The sequence below is a fragment of the Desulfobacula phenolica genome (assembly GCF_900105645.1).
Lineage (GTDB): Bacteria > Desulfobacterota > Desulfobacteria > Desulfobacterales > Desulfobacteraceae > Desulfobacula > Desulfobacula toluolica.
Genome location: NZ_FNLL01000005.1, coordinates 106,624 through 123,178, shown reverse-complemented (window position 1 = coordinate 123,178; position 16,555 = coordinate 106,624). Strand labels below are relative to the sequence as shown.

The following is a 16,555-nucleotide window of genomic DNA, read 5'->3' as shown; positions in this document are numbered from 1 at the left end:
ATTATGGATTTAACAAGGAAAATACCCTATAATTACACTTCAGCCGACGATGATCAGATAATTAAACATCTTTTCGGATTTGATCTGCTCCAAGTTATTAAAAAACTGGAGTTTCAAAAAGATACCGGCAGATCTTCCAGGCTTTTGCACAGATTTATGGGTGATTTGTTTATTATCCAGAGGAATCCGTTTCTTTTTCAGGAACTTGTTGAGGACCCATTGCTCAAAAAACGCTTGTTTCATGAGTTTAAAAACGACCTTGACTTGATTGGAAATCGTGTTCAGCAAGAAGATGTTCTTGTGGTTCTGGAACAGTGCAGACTTGAACTGAAAAGACTTGCAAAAAAAATCAAAACAATCCGTTCTTATCAGAATAAAATTTTAAAGCAGTTGTCGCCTATTATAGGTAAAGGCAATATTTATTTTGATCCGTTTAATATTCTTGCCCATGCAACCGATGCGACTGACTGGCGTCTTTATATGCCGCTTGCAGTTTTGCGTCCTGATAAAGAATCCCAGGTGCCAAGCCTTGTAAAAAAAATTGAAAGCCTGGGACTTCATATTATACCAAGGGGAGGCGGCACCGGTTTGACCGGAGGAGCAACTCCGTTGACCCAAACCTGTGTTATGCTCAATACTGAAAAATTGAATAAAATTTCAGATATTGAGTATGAAAAAGATAAAAACAATATCCCGTATGCTGCCATTACTCTTGAGGCAGGTGTCATTACACAGGATGCTATGGCAGCGGCAAAAAAACACGGACTTATCTTTGCTACAGACCCGACCAGTTCATGGGCATGCACCATTGGCGGGAATCTTGCGGAAAATGCAGGCGGGAAAACAGCTGTATTGTATGGCACTGCAATTGATAATGTACTCTCCTATAAAATTACCATGCCGGATGCGGTATCCTATACGGTCAAACGAAAAGATCATCCGTTAAGAAAAACACTTCCCGAAGATATTGTTGTGTTTGATATTTATCATGAAGACGGTCAGTTGAGCCATACGGTTACCATAAACGGAAATCAAATGCGTAAAAAAGGTCTTGGCAAAGATGTTACCAATAAAACCTTGAACGGGCTTTTTGGACTTCAAAAAGAGGGGTGTGACGGGATCATAACTTCTGCCAGATTTATTTTATATCCTGAATTTAAATTTAAAAAGACATTCTGCATTGAGTTTTTCGGCAATGATATGAGCCAGGCAGGGCTTGTTATTGCTGATATATGTAAGGCATTTGCAAATCATGATCCGGCTTTGATGGCACTGGAACATTTTGATGAAGAGTATGTTAAAGCCATTAATTATAAAACCAAAACATCCGTGGGAACAAGGCTTATTGCGGTTCTTCTCGTAGATATGGTTTCCAATGATCAACTTCGGCTGCAAACTGGGGTTGATACCCTTGAAAAAATTCTTGAGCCATATGACAAAACCGGTTTGAGTATTGCCGAAAATGACAGGCAATCCAAAAGGTTCTGGCAGGACAGGAAACGTTTAGGAGCAATCGCCGCCCATACCAATGCATTTAAATTAAATGAAGATATTGTTTTGCCCATTGATTCATTGGCTGAGTTTGCAAAATTTGTGGATCAGTATAATATTGAAGAAAAAAAATTCAACCAGACCCAGATCATTCAAAATATTGTTCATTATCTGGATACGGCAATTCCTTTATCAGATCCTGAATTATTGCAAAAAAGGGTAGGGCAGGCAAAGGATCTTGCCTATAAAACAAGAAAAAAACTGGATATTGCTTCCAGAGACGCTCTTGAAGCCTATATCCATTCTAAAAATTTTTACCGGGAAGTCATTGGCAATCTGCGAGGTTATACGCTTGTAATTGATAATGTGAACAGGATCTATGAAGAAACCAAGTCAAGGCTGATTGTCATTGCTACCCATATGCATGCGGGTGATGGAAATGTTCATGTGAATATTCCGGTTTTATCCAATGACCGCCAAATGATGGAAAGAGCCAATCAAACAGCTGACAAAATAATGGAAAAAACCATTAGCTTGAAAGGGGTTGTTTCAGGTGAACATGGAATTGGCATTACAAAATTTAAACATCTTGACCAGGAAACAATAGACGAGTTTACCGACTATAGAAAGAAAATTGATCCTAACGGATTAATGAACCCTAACAAGCTTTTTGAACCGGATATTATTGAAAAGGTGTTTACCCCTTCTTTGAATCTGCTGGAACTTGAAGCCAGGATTTTAAAACACGGGTCTTTGTCAGAACTTGCCATTAATATTGCCAATTGCGTACGGTGTGGAAGATGCAAACCCAAGTGTCCGGTATTTGTTCCGGCCAAAAATATGTTTTTTCATCCGAGAAATAAGAACCTATCCATTGGTGCATTGATAGAGGCATTGCTGTATATAACCCAGAGAACACAATCCACTGGTTTTAAAGTTTTAAAAAATATTGAACAGATAGCCGATCATTGTACCATTTGCCACAAGTGTTTTACTGAATGTCCCGTTAATATTGATTCTGGAAATATTGCCATCAAAGAGCGTGAAATTCTTGATAATATCGGATTCAAGCATACACCCATATCAACCAATATAACTTTGAAATACCTTTCAACTAAAAATAAAATTTTAAATCCTGTTTTGAGAACCGCTCTTCTGGGTATTGGTGCAAGGGTTCAACGGACAGCAGCAACTGTTTTATCGCCGTTGAAGAATGTTAAGGGATTGAAGCAGACAAGAAATTTTCAATTGCTTCGGACACCTGTGGCAAAACCGGAAGGTAAAACCTTAAGCAGGCTGTTACCCAATACCAATAAAAACCAAGCCATTATTCTTGAACCAGAAGGTGAAGCTCACACAACTGTTTTTTATTTTCCCGGATGCGGAAGTGAACGGATATTTTCAAAAATATCAATGGCCTCTATTTTTTTATTGCTGGAAAATCATAACAGGGTTATTTTACCTCCTTCATACATGTGTTGCGGCTATCCTTTTTTGGTCAATGCCAAACGGGAGGACTATGAAAGGATTACCCTTGAAAATATTATTATTTTAAGCCAGATAAGAGATATGTTCAGGGAGTTTACATTTGATGCCTGTATTATCAGCTGCGGAACATGTATGGAATCGCTCAAGGAAATTGATGTTTCCAGTATATTTGACTGTTCCATTCAAGATATTTCAGAATATATACTCAAAAGTGATGATACATTTGAATTACATAAAAATTATTTATATCATGCACCCTGTCACGATTCTTTAAACGACACTGCACTGGATTTGTTGAAATCTTGCTGCACGGACAATGTTATTCAAAAAATTCCATATTGCTGCTCTGAAGCCGGGACCCTTGCGCTTTCAAGGCCGGATATCAGCAATGGCATGCTGGATCGAAAAAAAGATGCCATTAAAAAAGGAATAGAGGAAAATTCATTTCATACGATACTCACCAATTGCCCTTCCTGTCTGCAGGGACTTGGCAGGCATAATGATTTGAAATTAAAACCAATCCATCTGGCAGTGGAACTTGCGTCTCTTAAAGGCGGAAAAAACTGGAAAAAAAAGTTAAAACGCCTTTTGCGTAGAAATGAGGTGGTAACATTTTGATATGAATCTTGTTCTGTTGGAAAATGAGGATTTTATTGACAAGAATTATGTCGTTATTCAAGGAAGACGTTTTAAGCATCTCATATCGGTAAACAAGGTTGCAAAAAATGATCGGCTGGCGTGCGGACTTTTAAATGATAAAATAGGTACTGGCCTGATAACAAAAATCTCCCGTGATTTTCTTGAGATGAAAATTCATCTTGATACTGACCCCCCAAAACCATTGCCGTTAACCCTTTTGTTAGCCCTTCCAAGGCCAAAAATGCTCAAACGGATCATCGAAAGCGTTACCAGTATGGGGGTCAAACAAATTTATCTGATCAATTCGTGGAGAGTGGAAAAAAGTTTCTGGCAAAGTCCATGGCTGAATGAAGATCATCTTAGAAAGCAGATGGTTCTGGGTCTGGAACAAAGCCGGGATACGGTATTGCCTCAAATTCATCAAAAACGATTTTTTACCCGGTTTGTAAATGAGGAACTGCCTTTGATTTCAAAAAACACCTTGTGTATGACGGCTCACCCTAAAACACCAACTCTCTGTCCGTCCGGTGTGAACAAGGCGATAACCCTTGCTGTTGGACCGGAAGGGGGATTTATCGATATTGAAGTGCAAACTCTGGAAAAACAAGGTTTTTTTTCCTGTCATATCGGACAAAGAATTTTAAAGGTTGAAACAGCGGTTACATATTTGATTTCTCGGCTGTATTCTTAAAAAACAAGAACTCTATTTCAAGGAACTTTTATATGAAAGATAAAAAGAAAATTGATAAGGAACGGCAGATGTCCTATGACAGCTTGCCGCCGAGTATTAAAGAAAGCTTGACTGAGGAAGAAAAAGAAATTTTTCTTTATGCTGAAGTGTGGCCTGATTCTTTGTTTGAAAAACTCGACGAGTTTATTGTTAAAGATTAAATTTGACAGTTTTGTGCATACCCTTTAAATTATAAACAAGTGAATTCATTATTTAAGGGGTATTAATGGGCAACCAGACTGAAACAAAACTTGATTACGAAAAATATGTAAAATATGCCCAGATTCTTGAAAAAACCAAATGGTCCAATGAGTTTTCCTGGGATCACATCCGTACAATCTGTCATTATATCCATCCGGTAAGGGCAAAAAAAGGGGCGGTTATTTTCAAAGAAGGGCAAAAAGAAGAAAGTCTTGGCATTATTGTTAAAGGATCAATTGATATCCTCAAGAAAAGTGATGATCAAATAAAAAAAATAGCCAGATTAAAAAGTTCACAAACCTTTGGAGAAATGGCACTGCTGGATGGAGAGCCTCGATCCGCAACAGGCATAGCAGCAGAAGATTCCATTATTTTTTTTATTTCAAAAAAAAATTTATTGGATATTGCTGAAGACCATCCCAAGTTAGGACTTCAGATTTTATGGAAAATTTCAAAATTAATCAGTCAGCACTTGAGAAAAACTACGGGAAAATTAGTCGATTATATGGAGAAATAGAATTCTAAATTTTTTTTGTACTCGTTTTTAGAATGGATGAATGCTGAGTGATTTTATGCCGTGACATTTTTAATAATTCAACGGATTTTGAAGCCGGAATTTCAAGGCAGCTTTCATAATTTGTTGAAATTTCCATTATTTTTTTTCGAATATGGTCATCTCCCATGGAAAAATCAATATTGCACAATTCATTTGAGAATGCACAGATAGTGCGTTTAAATTCCTCTATGGTCATGTCGTTTTTTGAACAATTGATATTTTCAACCGGTTTCATGGCATGGATGATAGACTCGGGCAAATTCCATTTTGATGCCATAAATCGTCCCAGCATGCCATAGGATATGCCAATGATGGATTTGGAAGCCTGATCCCGTGTCAGGCGGTTTTCATCTAAAAGCAGTTCTATGGTGATAAAAACCTCAGGTGAAAATAAGGCAACCAGGTATTCACCAAAATCATACAGCATTGCACTGATTTGAATGGCTTCGGCATCTTTAATTTCTTCGTCAAGAGCTATTTGACGGGCAATGATACTTCGCTGCAAGGATCTGAGTGTTTTTACCTTTAAAATTTTAATGGTTGCAATATTCTGCATGAAGTCATAAATTTTAAGACTGGCTGCTGCAAGTTTTATTTCTTGTGTTCCTAAGATGATCATGGCTTCTGAAATGGATGTAATCCCCTTGTTTGAGAATTGACCGTAAAATGAAGAATTTACAAGCTTTAATAATTTGGTTGTCAGGGCCACATCTTTTAAAATAACATTGGCAATATCATTGGCGGAAGAGTACTTCATTTTCAAGATTTGGTTAACATTTTTAATTTGAGTTGAAAATGATAAAAAAGAAGTATTATCAAGCATTTTTTTTAAAATATATTTAATAAATGCTTGATAATTTATTTTGCTGTTGTTCGAGTTTAAATTGCTTTTAAAAAGAGACTGTTTATTGTCTTTGGATAAATTTATCACATCCAATTCAATACCGGCATGGGGTGTTGCACAATCCGTCATTTATTCTCCAAATTAAAAACAAAAAAAATTAAAAAACCTTTGTATTCAGCAATATAATGTGTGAATAATAGACTTTTTTTGCGCCCTTTTCAATGGGTTTATATATATGTATAAAAGGTCTTTGTTATCATTAAAAACAAGAAAATATTAAACAATCTTAAAATCCAAATCGAGAAAAACCGATCTGCTTTTTCCAATTATAACATGGTCAGAATGCGGGAGGCTGTTCGTAATTTAACCGCAAAAAAGTTAGAGATTTTTATAAAAATACCGTTCTTACTGCATATTAACTCTCCAGAATATCCGGGATTTATCGAGACAAGGGTTAAATCTCACGGTATCTGGAATTTTGAGCAATCCGGGTTCTATAAAGAGGTTATAAAAACAAAAATTTTTCCAAAATCCATCGTTGAACATAATATGATTAATAGCCCGGCAATTCTTGGATTCTATCATATTGGAAGCATCGGCACCTTTACACAGTCAATTGGCTCGGATTTTGATTATTGGATCATCATAGATAAAAAAAAGTTTTCTAAAGAACGCTATGAAGCCCTTGAAAAAAAACTGGATGCCATATTGAAATACTGCAGGGAATCATATGATCAAAAAGTAAGTTTTTTTATAATGGATCAAAGGGAAATTAAAAATAATTGTTATGCTCCATTTAAGGGTGAAGAAACGCTTACCGTACCAAAAATATTTTTAAAGGAAGAGTTTTACAGAACATTTTTGATGATCGCCGGTAAAATTCCTGTCTGGTCTGTTTTGCCTGGAGAAAAGGACCTTGAAAAAACGGGAATATGGAATGCGGATGGCTTAACCGCACAGATTTTATCCATGTATGATGATTTGATTGATCTTGGACAGATAACATCCTTTCCCATTGAAGAGGTCTTAAAAGGATTTTTGTGGCATATCTGTAAATCCAAAGCCGATCCGATTAAAGCCGTTATCAAAGCCACAATGATTTTTTGTTATGGGTTCAGTCAAAAGTTACCCCAAACTTTATTATGTGAAAAAATAAAACAGGGATATTCAACTGCCGGGATAGACGATTATGGTGTTGACCCTTATAAAGTTCTTTTTGATCAAATTCTTGAATTTCATGACATTGAAGATCCAAAAGGGATTAATCTGATAAAGAATGCTGTTTTTTTCAGGTTATGCGAGTATCCTGATGTAAAGCTTCCTGATAAAAATACTCCCAAAAGGTATTTGTTGGATAAGTATATCCGCAGATGGAAGTTGAATAAAAACCAGGTAAAAAAATTGTTATCGTATTCAAACTGGTCAGAGTCGGAAAAACTGGTTCTGGAAAAAACATATATTCACAGGCTTGCACAGATGTATAATTATGCCATTCGGAAAACCGGTAAAATAAATCATCGTTTTGACAGCAGAACTGAAAAAAGAAACTGGATTATTTTAAGAAATAAAACAAGGGAGAGGCTGCGAAAAAGTGCTGATAAAATTTCTGAATGTTCAACCTATTTAAAGCGAAGACATATTTTGTATCTGGATATCATAAAAAAAACAAATTTATGGGAAGTTAATTTTCAGACTAAAACCGGTCAAAGAATGGATAAGGTTTATAAGCATTCCCATTTTTTAGGGGTTATGGGGTGGATTTTAGAAAATCAGCTTTACCGGCGACAAACTGCATCCATAATACTTCATACAAATTTTTTGCTGTTTGAATCATCTGATACTGCCATTACTGCAGATACCCTATATATGGCATTTCAGCCATTAAAACCTTTGTCGGATTCTTGCTATGATCATGATGCATCATGGTCAAAAATGATGATTCTTTTATTTTATGATACTCCCGGTATCATTAAGGCTGAGTTCCTGATTTCCAATAACTGGGGTGAGTTATTTCTTGACAGTATCGAGTTTGCACCAACAAACAACAGGCAGGTGCAATGCAGCCAAATGGCAAATCTCATGTTAAAATATTCAGATGATAATTTAAGATTGTTTATTTTTCAATTTTCCGATACCCATGATCCTGATATCGTTTGTCAGCTTAAAAAAGCATATTATGAATTGGCTTGCCCGGATAGTACCGCCATGAGCATAAAGAAAAAACCATATTTAGACATATTGTAGGGGTCTTTTAGACAATATTACAGGGGACTGGATGGAAGAAAATAAGCAGATTTTATTAGTTGATGATGACAAGCACAAATTGCAGCAACTGGACACAATGATGAAAACAGTTGGGTTTAATCATTTACTGTTGGCTGATGACGGGGATACTGCCTGGGGTATTTTGAAAGACAGAAAAATTGATTGCGTCATAGCAGCTTATGAAATGAAAGAAATTTCCGGTCTTGCATTGCTTAAGATTATCAGGCGGGATGACAGCCTTTTTGATACTCCGTTTTTTCTGGCAGACAATGCATTTACAAAAATCAAAGTCATAAAGGCAGGGCAGACAGGTGTAACAGGTCTTTTTGTGACACCTTATGATGAAAAAGTGATACACCGTAAAATACCGTCTGCCCTTAAAAAGCTTAAAGCACCTGTGATCCGAAAAACTGAGAATACAGTCAATCAAGGCATCCGGTTAATAGAAAAAAAAGAATATGGTAAGGCGATAGAAGTTTTTACCTCAGTTATCAAAAAAAAAGAAATTGCTCCTGAAATCTATTTTAATATCGGGTATTGTAAAACATTACAGGGCAAGCATACGGAAGCAATTGAAGCTTTTTCCATGGCAACACGCCTGGACAAACTTTTTGCCAAGGCTTATGAAGAGATGGGCCGGGTTTACAAGCTAATGGGGAATTTTGCAAAGGCAGAGGAGTGTATGCATCAGGCAGCTGAAATATATATGGATTCGGATAAAATAGGAGCTGCAGAAGATGTTCTCAATGAAATTCTTGAATCAGGTACAAATTCACTGAATATATTTAATACCCTTGGTGTTTTATACAGAAAAAAAGGGGACCCACAAACTGCACTGAACCAATACAAAAAAGCCTTGAAAGTCCATCCGGATGAACCCTATATCTATTATAATATCGGCCGGCTCTACCTGGATATGAAAGACATTTCAGCAGCAAAAAAAAAATTTCAGCAAGCCCTTGAAAAAGATCCGGGATTTCAGGAAGCAAAACAGGTTATAAAGGCCATTGACCTTGGGATGGTTTAATGTGAAGCTTAATCAGCCCCGGCTTTTTTTTCTTCAAGATATTCCCATCTGTCATACAGCTCTTGAACCTGTTCTTGTGTCTGTTTTAGCAAAGAACAATAGTGCTTCATTTTTTCAGGATGACTGATAATTTCAGGGTGTTGAATTTTAGCGGTCAGGCCTTCAACCTCATCTTCAGCTTCAAGAATTTTTTCTTCTATATGGTCTAACTCATATTTGTCTTTATATGAAAACGCAATGGTTGCAGGTTTTTTCTCTGTTTGTCTGTTTTTTGTCTGTTTTTCAACTTTTTCAGGTTTTTGAATCAGGGTTAGGGTTTGCCGGTAATTCATAATTTGTTGAAAATCTTTAAAAAACCGGGCTTGTGCAGCCGTATCAAGATATAAAATTTTGTGGCAGACTTTGTCCATAAGGTAACGGTCATGGGAAACGAGGATAACCGCTCCTGGAAATTGCCGTATGCTATCCTCAAGGACTTCCAGGGACAATATATCAAGATCATTGGTGGGTTCGTCCAGAAGAAGTATATCACAAGGGGTCAGCATGATATTTGCAATTATGATCCTTGCCTTTTCACCGCCGGAAAGATTTTTGACCGGCATATCAAGCTGGTCCGGCATAAACAGGAACCGCTTTGCCCAGGTTACCACATGGATGGAGCGGCCTTTATAATTAACACTGTCTGAGCCGCCGGGGTTGAGGGCTTGTTTCAAGGTGTGCTGGGGATTCAGACTTGAACGGGTTTGATCAAATACGGATATTTTCAGGTCTTGTGCCCATTCAACCTTGCCATCATCAGGCAGGATTTTTTTTTCAAGGATGGATAAGAACGTAGACTTCCCGCTGCCGTTTTCTCCAACAACTCCAAGGCAAAATCCGGGACCTATTTCAAAGGTAAGATCAGAAAATAAATTTTTCCCATCCATGCTTTTTTTCAGATTATAGGCCCGTAACAGTTTTTTAGTCTGTCTGCCTGTGGCGTGAAAGTCAATCTCCACCTTGGCTGTATTTTTATTCCTGTCTTTTAAGGCAAACAACTCCATTCTCAGTTTTTGGGCCTGTTCAATTCGATATTTTGCTTTGGTGCTTCTGGCTTTGGGGCCTTGTCTGAGCCATTCATCCTCTCGTCTCATTTTGCCGGCTAAAGAGATCTGTTTTTTTTGTTGGGCATCTAAAAATTTATTTCTCTCTTTTTCAAATTTTTGATACTGGCCCTGGATTTTAAAATACCCGGAAGCATAATATCTGCCGATTTCCATCACATTTAAACATACATTTTCAAGAAAGGTTCGATCATGACTGACAACGATAAATGAAAAATCAGCTGTTTTCAAAATGTCTTCCAGCCATAAGATACCGTTAATATCAAGATGATTGGTTGGTTCGTCCAATAAAAGAATATCAGGTTTACAGCAAAGGGCCCTGGTAATCGCTAATTTTTTTTTCCATCCGCCCGACAATTGTTTTGACGTAATGGTCGGATCGACAAATTTGCCTTTTCCCAATAATTTTTGAACAATTTTATGGCGCTGTTTATCATCAAAAGTGCTGTCTTTAATACTGTCGTATAAGAGTTGTTCCACTGTCTGGTCCGGATTAAGCTGATCTTCTTGTGGCAGATAGATAAATCTTAAGCCTGTTTTTGTTATCAACTCACCAGTGTCGGGTTGGGTTTGACCGGCAATGAGCTTTAACAGCGTTGATTTACCCGATCCGTTCATTCCGATAAGCCCAAGCTGTTCATTTGATTTAAAATCAATGGACAGGTCCTGAAAAAGGGTATCATCGCCATATGTTTTTGAAATGTTTTTAAGGCTGAAAATTAGACTCATAAGTTATTCATTGGTATTGTTTTTAATGTGACGGTAGACCCTGACCATTTTAATTAAAAAACTGATCATCAGGGTTAAACTAATCAAAATAATAAAACTTGCTGCAAAAAAGGTCATAATAAAATTGAAAGGATTATTCAAAGAATAGGCACTGATTAATAGATCCAATCCAAAGATCAGAAAAAAAACAGAAACCAGCGTCATTATAATCTGAAAAAACCACCACCTGTATTTCATAAAGAAATATTTTCCTTTTGTCATGTTTTATTATTGCAACATCAGGGGGCTGATTCTACAGTGTTGGTTTTAAAAAATCAAATCTATTTGTTTATCGCCAATTCATTGAACTTCAAGTCATTGACTTTGAGATGAAAATTTCGTTTGAACAGCATTTATAAACACATCATTTCAGGTTGCAAGCAAATGCATAAATAGTTTTTTTTATGTGATTCTTCAATGGCCTTTACAAAAAGCGGTTGACCCTTTAATTCCAGGTTTGATATATTCATTTGTTTATGATGATGAAATTTAAGTTTTTTTAAATGAAGGGGAAAAATATGTCTACAGCAAAATCAGAAAACCTTTTTAAACAAGCCATGGATTTAATCCCGGGAGGGGTAAACTCCCCGGTAAGAGCTTGTGGATCTGTCGGTGGCAGGCCAGTGTTCATAGAAAAAGGAAACCAGAGCAGGGTTTATGATGCTGATGCAAATGAATATATTGATTATGTGCTTTCCTGGGGTCCTTTGATTTTAGGACACCGGCCGCCTTGTGTTATCAAAGCCTTGAAAAAGGTAATTGAAACCGGGACCAGTTTTGGTGCGCCAACTGAACTTGAAACAGATCTTGCCCGTCTTGTGGTAGAACTTGTGCCTTCTGTGGAAAAAATAAGAATGGTTAATTCAGGAACGGAAGCCACCATGAGTGCGGTTCGTCTTGCCCGCGGATATACCGGCAGGGATGTAATCATAAAGTTTGACGGCTGTTATCATGGTCATGCCGACACCCTTCTTGTAGCAGCAGGGTCAGGGATTGCAACACTGAATATCCCGGGAAGCCCCGGTATACCCAAGTCAGTTATTTCAAATACATTGTCTTTGAAATTCAATGACATTGATGGGTTTGTAAAAATAATGGAAGAAAAGGGAGACAAAGTTGCCTGCGTCATTGTTGAACCTGTTGCCGGTAATATGGGTATGGTGCCTCCTGTCAACGGTTTTCTTGAAACCTTGCGGAAAGTCACATCAAAATTTGGGTCACTTCTTATCTTTGATGAGGTGATGACAGGATTCAGGGTTGCAAGAGGATCTGCCCAGGGTCTGTTTGGCATTACACCGGATCTGTCCTGCTTTGGAAAAATTATTGGCGGTGGCTTGCCTGTCGGGGCCTATGGTGGCCGCAAAGAGATAATGGATCATATCGCACCCGTGGGAACCGTGTACCAGGCAGGAACTCTTTCCGGCAATCCTCTGGCAATGGCAGCAGGAATTGCCACTTTGACGGAGCTTAAGAAAAAAGGTGTTTACAAAGCCCTTGATGATAAAACAGAAAAATTGATGACCGGTTTACAGTCTGCTGCGGACGATAACAACATCAGCTTGAAAACAGGCCATATCGGTTCCATGGCAGGATTCTTTTTTACAGGAGAAGATGTTCATAATTTTGATGATGCTAAAAAATGTGATTTGGAACAATTTGCAAAATTTTACCGGATCATGCTTGAAAAAGGTGTATACCTTGCACCCTCACAATTTGAAGCCTGCTTTTTGTCTCTTGCCCACTCTGACGATGATATTGATAAGACCATTGCAGCTGCACAGCAGGCAATGGCAGATTTGTAACCTGACATGGTAAAAAAAATACATTTGATTGCTGCCTGCGGCACCGGAATGGGAACCCTTGCTTGCATTCTAAAGGATATGGGGTATTCAATATCAGGTTCCGACCAGAATGTTTATCCGCCCATGAGTGATTTTTTAGCAGACAAGGGGGTCAAGCTTTTTGAGGGATATGATGAGGCAAATCTGGATCATTCGCCTGATCTTGTGGTTATCGGCAATGCAATAACACGGCACAATGTTGAAGCCCAGGCAGTATTAAAAAAAGGTATTCCCTATATATCAATGCCCCAGGCCGTGAATAAGTTTATTGCAAAGGATAAAAAAATTATCCTGGTGACGGGAACCCACGGGAAAACCACCACCTCGTCCATCATGGCTCATATCCTGTTTGAGGCGGGAATGGACCCGTCTTTTATGATCGGAGGTATTTTAAAGGATTTTAATTCAAGTTTCAGGATAGGAAACGGTGAGTATATGGTGATTGAGGGGGATGAATATGACACGGCTTTTTTTGATAAAGGGCCCAAGTTTATGCATTATGATCCCGACATAATCATCATGACAGGAATTGAATTTGATCATGCAGATATTTTTACAGGCATTGATCATATCAAGACTGTTTTTTCAAAGTTTGTAAAAAAAAATGAAAAAACCAGTCATATCATTGCATTTGATAACAATGACAATTTAAATCAGATTCTTACCGCTTCAAAAGCATCTGTTGAGACCTATGGAAATAAGGGTCAATGGTCTTTTTCAAATCATATGCAAAAAACATCAAAAACTTTTTTTGATGTTCAAGGGCCTGATAAAGCCATTTGTGTTGAAACAGACCTGGTTGGCCGGCATAACCTGTTTAATTGTCTTGCCTGCATTGCCGCAGCCCATAGGATAGGTATTAATGATCAAATTGTATGCCGTGCTTTGAAAACTTTTTCCGGCATAAAAAGACGACAGGAGGTTAGGGGCATAAAACAAGGTATTACGGTAATGGATGATTTTGCCCATCACCCCACAGCAGTCAGAGAAACCATTAAGGCGGTAAAACCATTCTATAAAGACGGCAGGGTGATTGCAGTGTTTGAACCCAGAACAAACACAAGCATGCGAAATGTTTTTCAAGATATCTATCCTGATTCATTTTTGGATGCAGATATGGTGTGTGTTTGTGAGCCGCAAGTTAAAAAAAACATACCTGAAAAAGAAAAATTTTCCATCCGAAAACTTGTGGCAGACATAGAAACAAAGGGGATATCGGCATATCATTTTGAAAACAGTGATGCGGTTATAAATTTCTTGAAGCCTGAATTAAGAAGTAACGATCTTGTTTTAATCATGTCAAATGGCGGATTTGATAATATTCACAACAAATTACTTGAGTCTATTGAATGAAAAAAAAGATCATATTTCGTATTATTGGAATTGGTATCTTTCATATGGTGTTATATTTATATATTGTTCCTTTTTTAGTTTATCCAAAATTTGGCGATAGTGGGTTTAAATTTGCAGTCTTAGTTGCCATTATTATTTCTATAGCTGTTGTGGGAACAATGTTTTTTGAAAGAAGAATAAAAGGAGATAAAAAATGATTGATATTGAAAAAATAGAGTGGGACCCCAAATATAGCGTTGATATTGAAGAAATAGATGTGCATCAGAAAAAGATGTTTGAATTGTTCAACCAGTTGATTGATATGAAAAAAACAAAAACAGACAACAAAGATTGTATCAATATGGTTTCAGATATAAACGAATACAGTAAATTTTATTTCAGCGCAGAAGAAAGATACTTGAAAAAAAAAGGATATCCTGACTTCGGAGCCCATGCCAAGGCCCATCGTCAATTTACCAAGGCATCCATCACTTTGCGGCGAGAGATTTCCGACGATATTGGAAATTTAACAGGTGAGGTAATAAAAGAATTAAGAGACTGGTTGATAGATCATATCCTTACTTTGGATTCTTTGTATATTCCGTTTTTAAGGATTGATAAGTATATAGAAGAATCAAAACGTAAAAATTAAAATTTTTTTTTATTTGGGAATACGGAACATTATCAATTAATCATGTATGTGAAAATATTTTGCGGACAAAGGATAATTTTGATATACAAAAAAGAGTTTTAACCTGATAGTCATTGCTATAACCGTGATTATAGCCATGACTATAAAATGATGAGAGCAATGATAAGAACGACTGTTTCTTTAAGTTGATCAAAAAATTTTTAGCGGCCCTTTATCGTATCGAAAAAAATAAACAAGAAAGAAAGAAAAAATTTTGAAAAAAAATCAAACAATTCCCGAATTAATCTGGCGGTTTTTTTGTTCTGTAAAACTGACCGTTTATCTGCTTGTGCTTCTTGCAAGCACATCTATTATTGGAACGGTTATCCTCCAGAATGGAACAGGCCAGCAATATGTAAAGCTTTATGGCGAAGCGTTTTATAAATTGATTAAGGTTTTAAATATTGACGATATGTATAATGCATGGTGGTTTCTTGCCCTGATCTTTATGCTGTGTATCAATATAGTTGTATGTTCAATTGAGAGGCTTTCCTTTACATGGAAAATTACTTTTCCCAAAAAAGTCACGTTTAATCCGGAACGGTTCAGGAAGTTAAAAAATTGTGAAACGTTTAAGGTTGATAAAGATGCTTCATCCTTGTCCGAAGCTTATGAAAGCGTTTTATCCAAAACAATTGGAAAAGTCATTAAAGAAAAAACCGACACCGGTACCATGATGTTTGCGGAAAAAGGAAGATGGACAAGAATTGGTGTATATGTAGTGCATTCCAGTATTCTTTTGTTGCTCATCGGGGCATTAATCGGGTCTGTTTTTGGATTCAAGGCCAACCTGCAATTGGATGAGGGAGAAACCTCTGACACGGTTTTTGTCGTTAAAAAAAGAGTGCCGGTAAAACTTGATTTTTCCATCCGGTGTAATGACTTTGATGTTAAATTTTACGATACAGGGGCACCTGAAGAGTTTAAATCAAATTTGACGATAATTGAGAACGGCAAAGAAAGTTTTACCAAAGATATCCTTGTCAATCATCCTCTCAGATACAAAGGCATCAATATTTTTCAATCCTCTTACGGCACGGCTAAACCGGACAGGGTCCAGCTTGATATGATCCAACAGTCTGACAACCATGTTACAAGCAAAATCGTCAAAATCGGGGATGAAATTCAATTGCCCCAGGATCAGGGATTATTCAAACTTGAAGGTTTTTTGCCCCATTTTGATTTCAGAGGTCATAATCTTGGAGAAGCATTTATAGGAAGAATCACACAAAATGACGGCAAAAGTTTTCAAATTGGTATTCCCGTCAAATTCCCGACTTTTGATAAGATGAGAAAAGGGACCTTTGCCTTTGTCATCAAAGAATTTGAAAAAAAATACTATACAGGTCTTCAGATTACCAAAGATCCTGGAATATGGTATGTTTATTCAGGCTTTATCCTGATGATTATCGGATGCTGGATTACTTTTTTTATGTCGCATCAGTCCTGTTATATTGAAATTAACTCCTCCCAAGGCAATGGTTCAAAGGTTTTTGTTTCAGGCAGCACCAATCGAAACCGCCAGGGAATGAAACTTAAAATTCAAAAAATTGTAACAAAATTAAAGGATAAGTAATTC

The 16,555-nt window shown here is 37.1% G+C and carries 13 protein-coding genes; 11 read left to right on the top strand and 2 right to left on the bottom strand.

Annotation, left to right across the window (positions count from 1 at the left end):
- The first annotated feature begins 3 nt into the window (after positions 1–3).
- From BLT94_RS09530 to BLT94_RS09520, 4 genes are all read left to right on the top strand, one after another.
- Positions 4–3,597 carry a DUF3683 domain-containing protein gene (locus tag BLT94_RS09530; protein ID WP_175530312.1) on the top strand — a complete coding sequence of 1,198 codons (3,594 nt, stop codon included), beginning with the start codon at positions 4–6 and terminating at the stop codon, positions 3,595–3,597.
- 1 nt (position 3,598) lies between these two features.
- The gene (locus tag BLT94_RS09525; protein ID WP_092233280.1) at positions 3,599–4,309 is read left to right on the top strand and encodes a 16S rRNA (uracil(1498)-N(3))-methyltransferase; all 711 of its coding nucleotides are present in this window, start codon (positions 3,599–3,601) and stop codon (positions 4,307–4,309) included.
- Between the two features lie 32 nt (positions 4,310–4,341).
- The gene (locus BLT94_RS21980; RefSeq protein WP_173391122.1) at positions 4,342–4,509 is read left to right on the top strand and encodes a hypothetical protein; all 168 of its coding nucleotides are present in this window, start codon (positions 4,342–4,344) and stop codon (positions 4,507–4,509) included.
- A 65-nt stretch (positions 4,510–4,574) separates the two neighbouring features.
- Positions 4,575–5,066, top strand: a complete 492-nt coding sequence (locus BLT94_RS09520) for a cyclic nucleotide-binding domain-containing protein (protein WP_092233277.1) — start codon at positions 4,575–4,577, stop codon at positions 5,064–5,066.
- A gap of 4 nt (positions 5,067–5,070) precedes the next feature.
- Here BLT94_RS09520 and BLT94_RS09515 read toward each other — a convergent pair whose 3' ends face one another.
- Positions 5,071–6,078, bottom strand: a complete 1,008-nt coding sequence (locus BLT94_RS09515; protein WP_092233274.1) for an HDOD domain-containing protein — start codon at positions 6,076–6,078, stop codon at positions 5,071–5,073.
- A 126-nt stretch (positions 6,079–6,204) separates the two neighbouring features.
- On the opposite strand from BLT94_RS09515, the gene BLT94_RS09510 reads away from it, so the two are divergent.
- Positions 6,205–8,193, top strand: a complete 1,989-nt coding sequence (locus tag BLT94_RS09510) for a class I adenylate cyclase (RefSeq protein ID WP_322787277.1) — start codon at positions 6,205–6,207, stop codon at positions 8,191–8,193.
- Positions 8,194–8,224: 31 nt separating this feature from the next.
- Positions 8,225–9,241 carry a tetratricopeptide repeat protein gene (locus BLT94_RS09505; RefSeq protein WP_092233268.1) on the top strand — a complete coding sequence of 339 codons (1,017 nt, stop codon included), beginning with the start codon at positions 8,225–8,227 and terminating at the stop codon, positions 9,239–9,241.
- An 8-nt stretch (positions 9,242–9,249) separates the two neighbouring features.
- Here BLT94_RS09505 and BLT94_RS09500 read toward each other — a convergent pair whose 3' ends face one another.
- The gene (locus tag BLT94_RS09500) at positions 9,250–11,073 is read right to left on the bottom strand and encodes an ABC-F family ATP-binding cassette domain-containing protein (protein ID WP_092233265.1); all 1,824 of its coding nucleotides are present in this window, start codon (positions 11,071–11,073) and stop codon (positions 9,250–9,252) included.
- A gap of 557 nt (positions 11,074–11,630) precedes the next feature.
- Between BLT94_RS09500 and hemL the strand changes: the two genes are divergently transcribed.
- The 5 genes from hemL (at position 11,631) to resB (ending at position 16,552) form a co-directional block, all read left to right on the top strand.
- Positions 11,631–12,914, top strand: a complete 1,284-nt coding sequence (gene hemL, locus BLT94_RS09490) for a glutamate-1-semialdehyde 2,1-aminomutase (RefSeq protein ID WP_092233259.1) — start codon at positions 11,631–11,633, stop codon at positions 12,912–12,914.
- Between the two features lie 6 nt (positions 12,915–12,920).
- Complete coding sequence (gene mpl / locus BLT94_RS09485) at positions 12,921–14,306, top strand: UDP-N-acetylmuramate:L-alanyl-gamma-D-glutamyl-meso-diaminopimelate ligase (protein WP_092233256.1); 1,386 nt, start codon at positions 12,921–12,923, stop codon at positions 14,304–14,306.
- Entirely contained in the window at positions 14,303–14,503 is a 201-nt protein-coding gene (locus BLT94_RS09480) for a hypothetical protein (protein ID WP_092233254.1), read from the top strand. Before mpl ends, BLT94_RS09480 begins: the two co-directional genes overlap by 4 nt.
- Positions 14,500–14,937, top strand: a complete 438-nt coding sequence (locus tag BLT94_RS09475) for a bacteriohemerythrin (protein ID WP_092233249.1) — start codon at positions 14,500–14,502, stop codon at positions 14,935–14,937. Before BLT94_RS09480 ends, BLT94_RS09475 begins: the two co-directional genes overlap by 4 nt.
- Before the next feature lie 253 nt (positions 14,938–15,190).
- Positions 15,191–16,552, top strand: a complete 1,362-nt coding sequence (gene resB, locus BLT94_RS09470) for a cytochrome c biogenesis protein ResB (protein ID WP_092233246.1) — start codon at positions 15,191–15,193, stop codon at positions 16,550–16,552.
- The last annotated feature ends 3 nt before the right edge of the window (positions 16,553–16,555 follow it).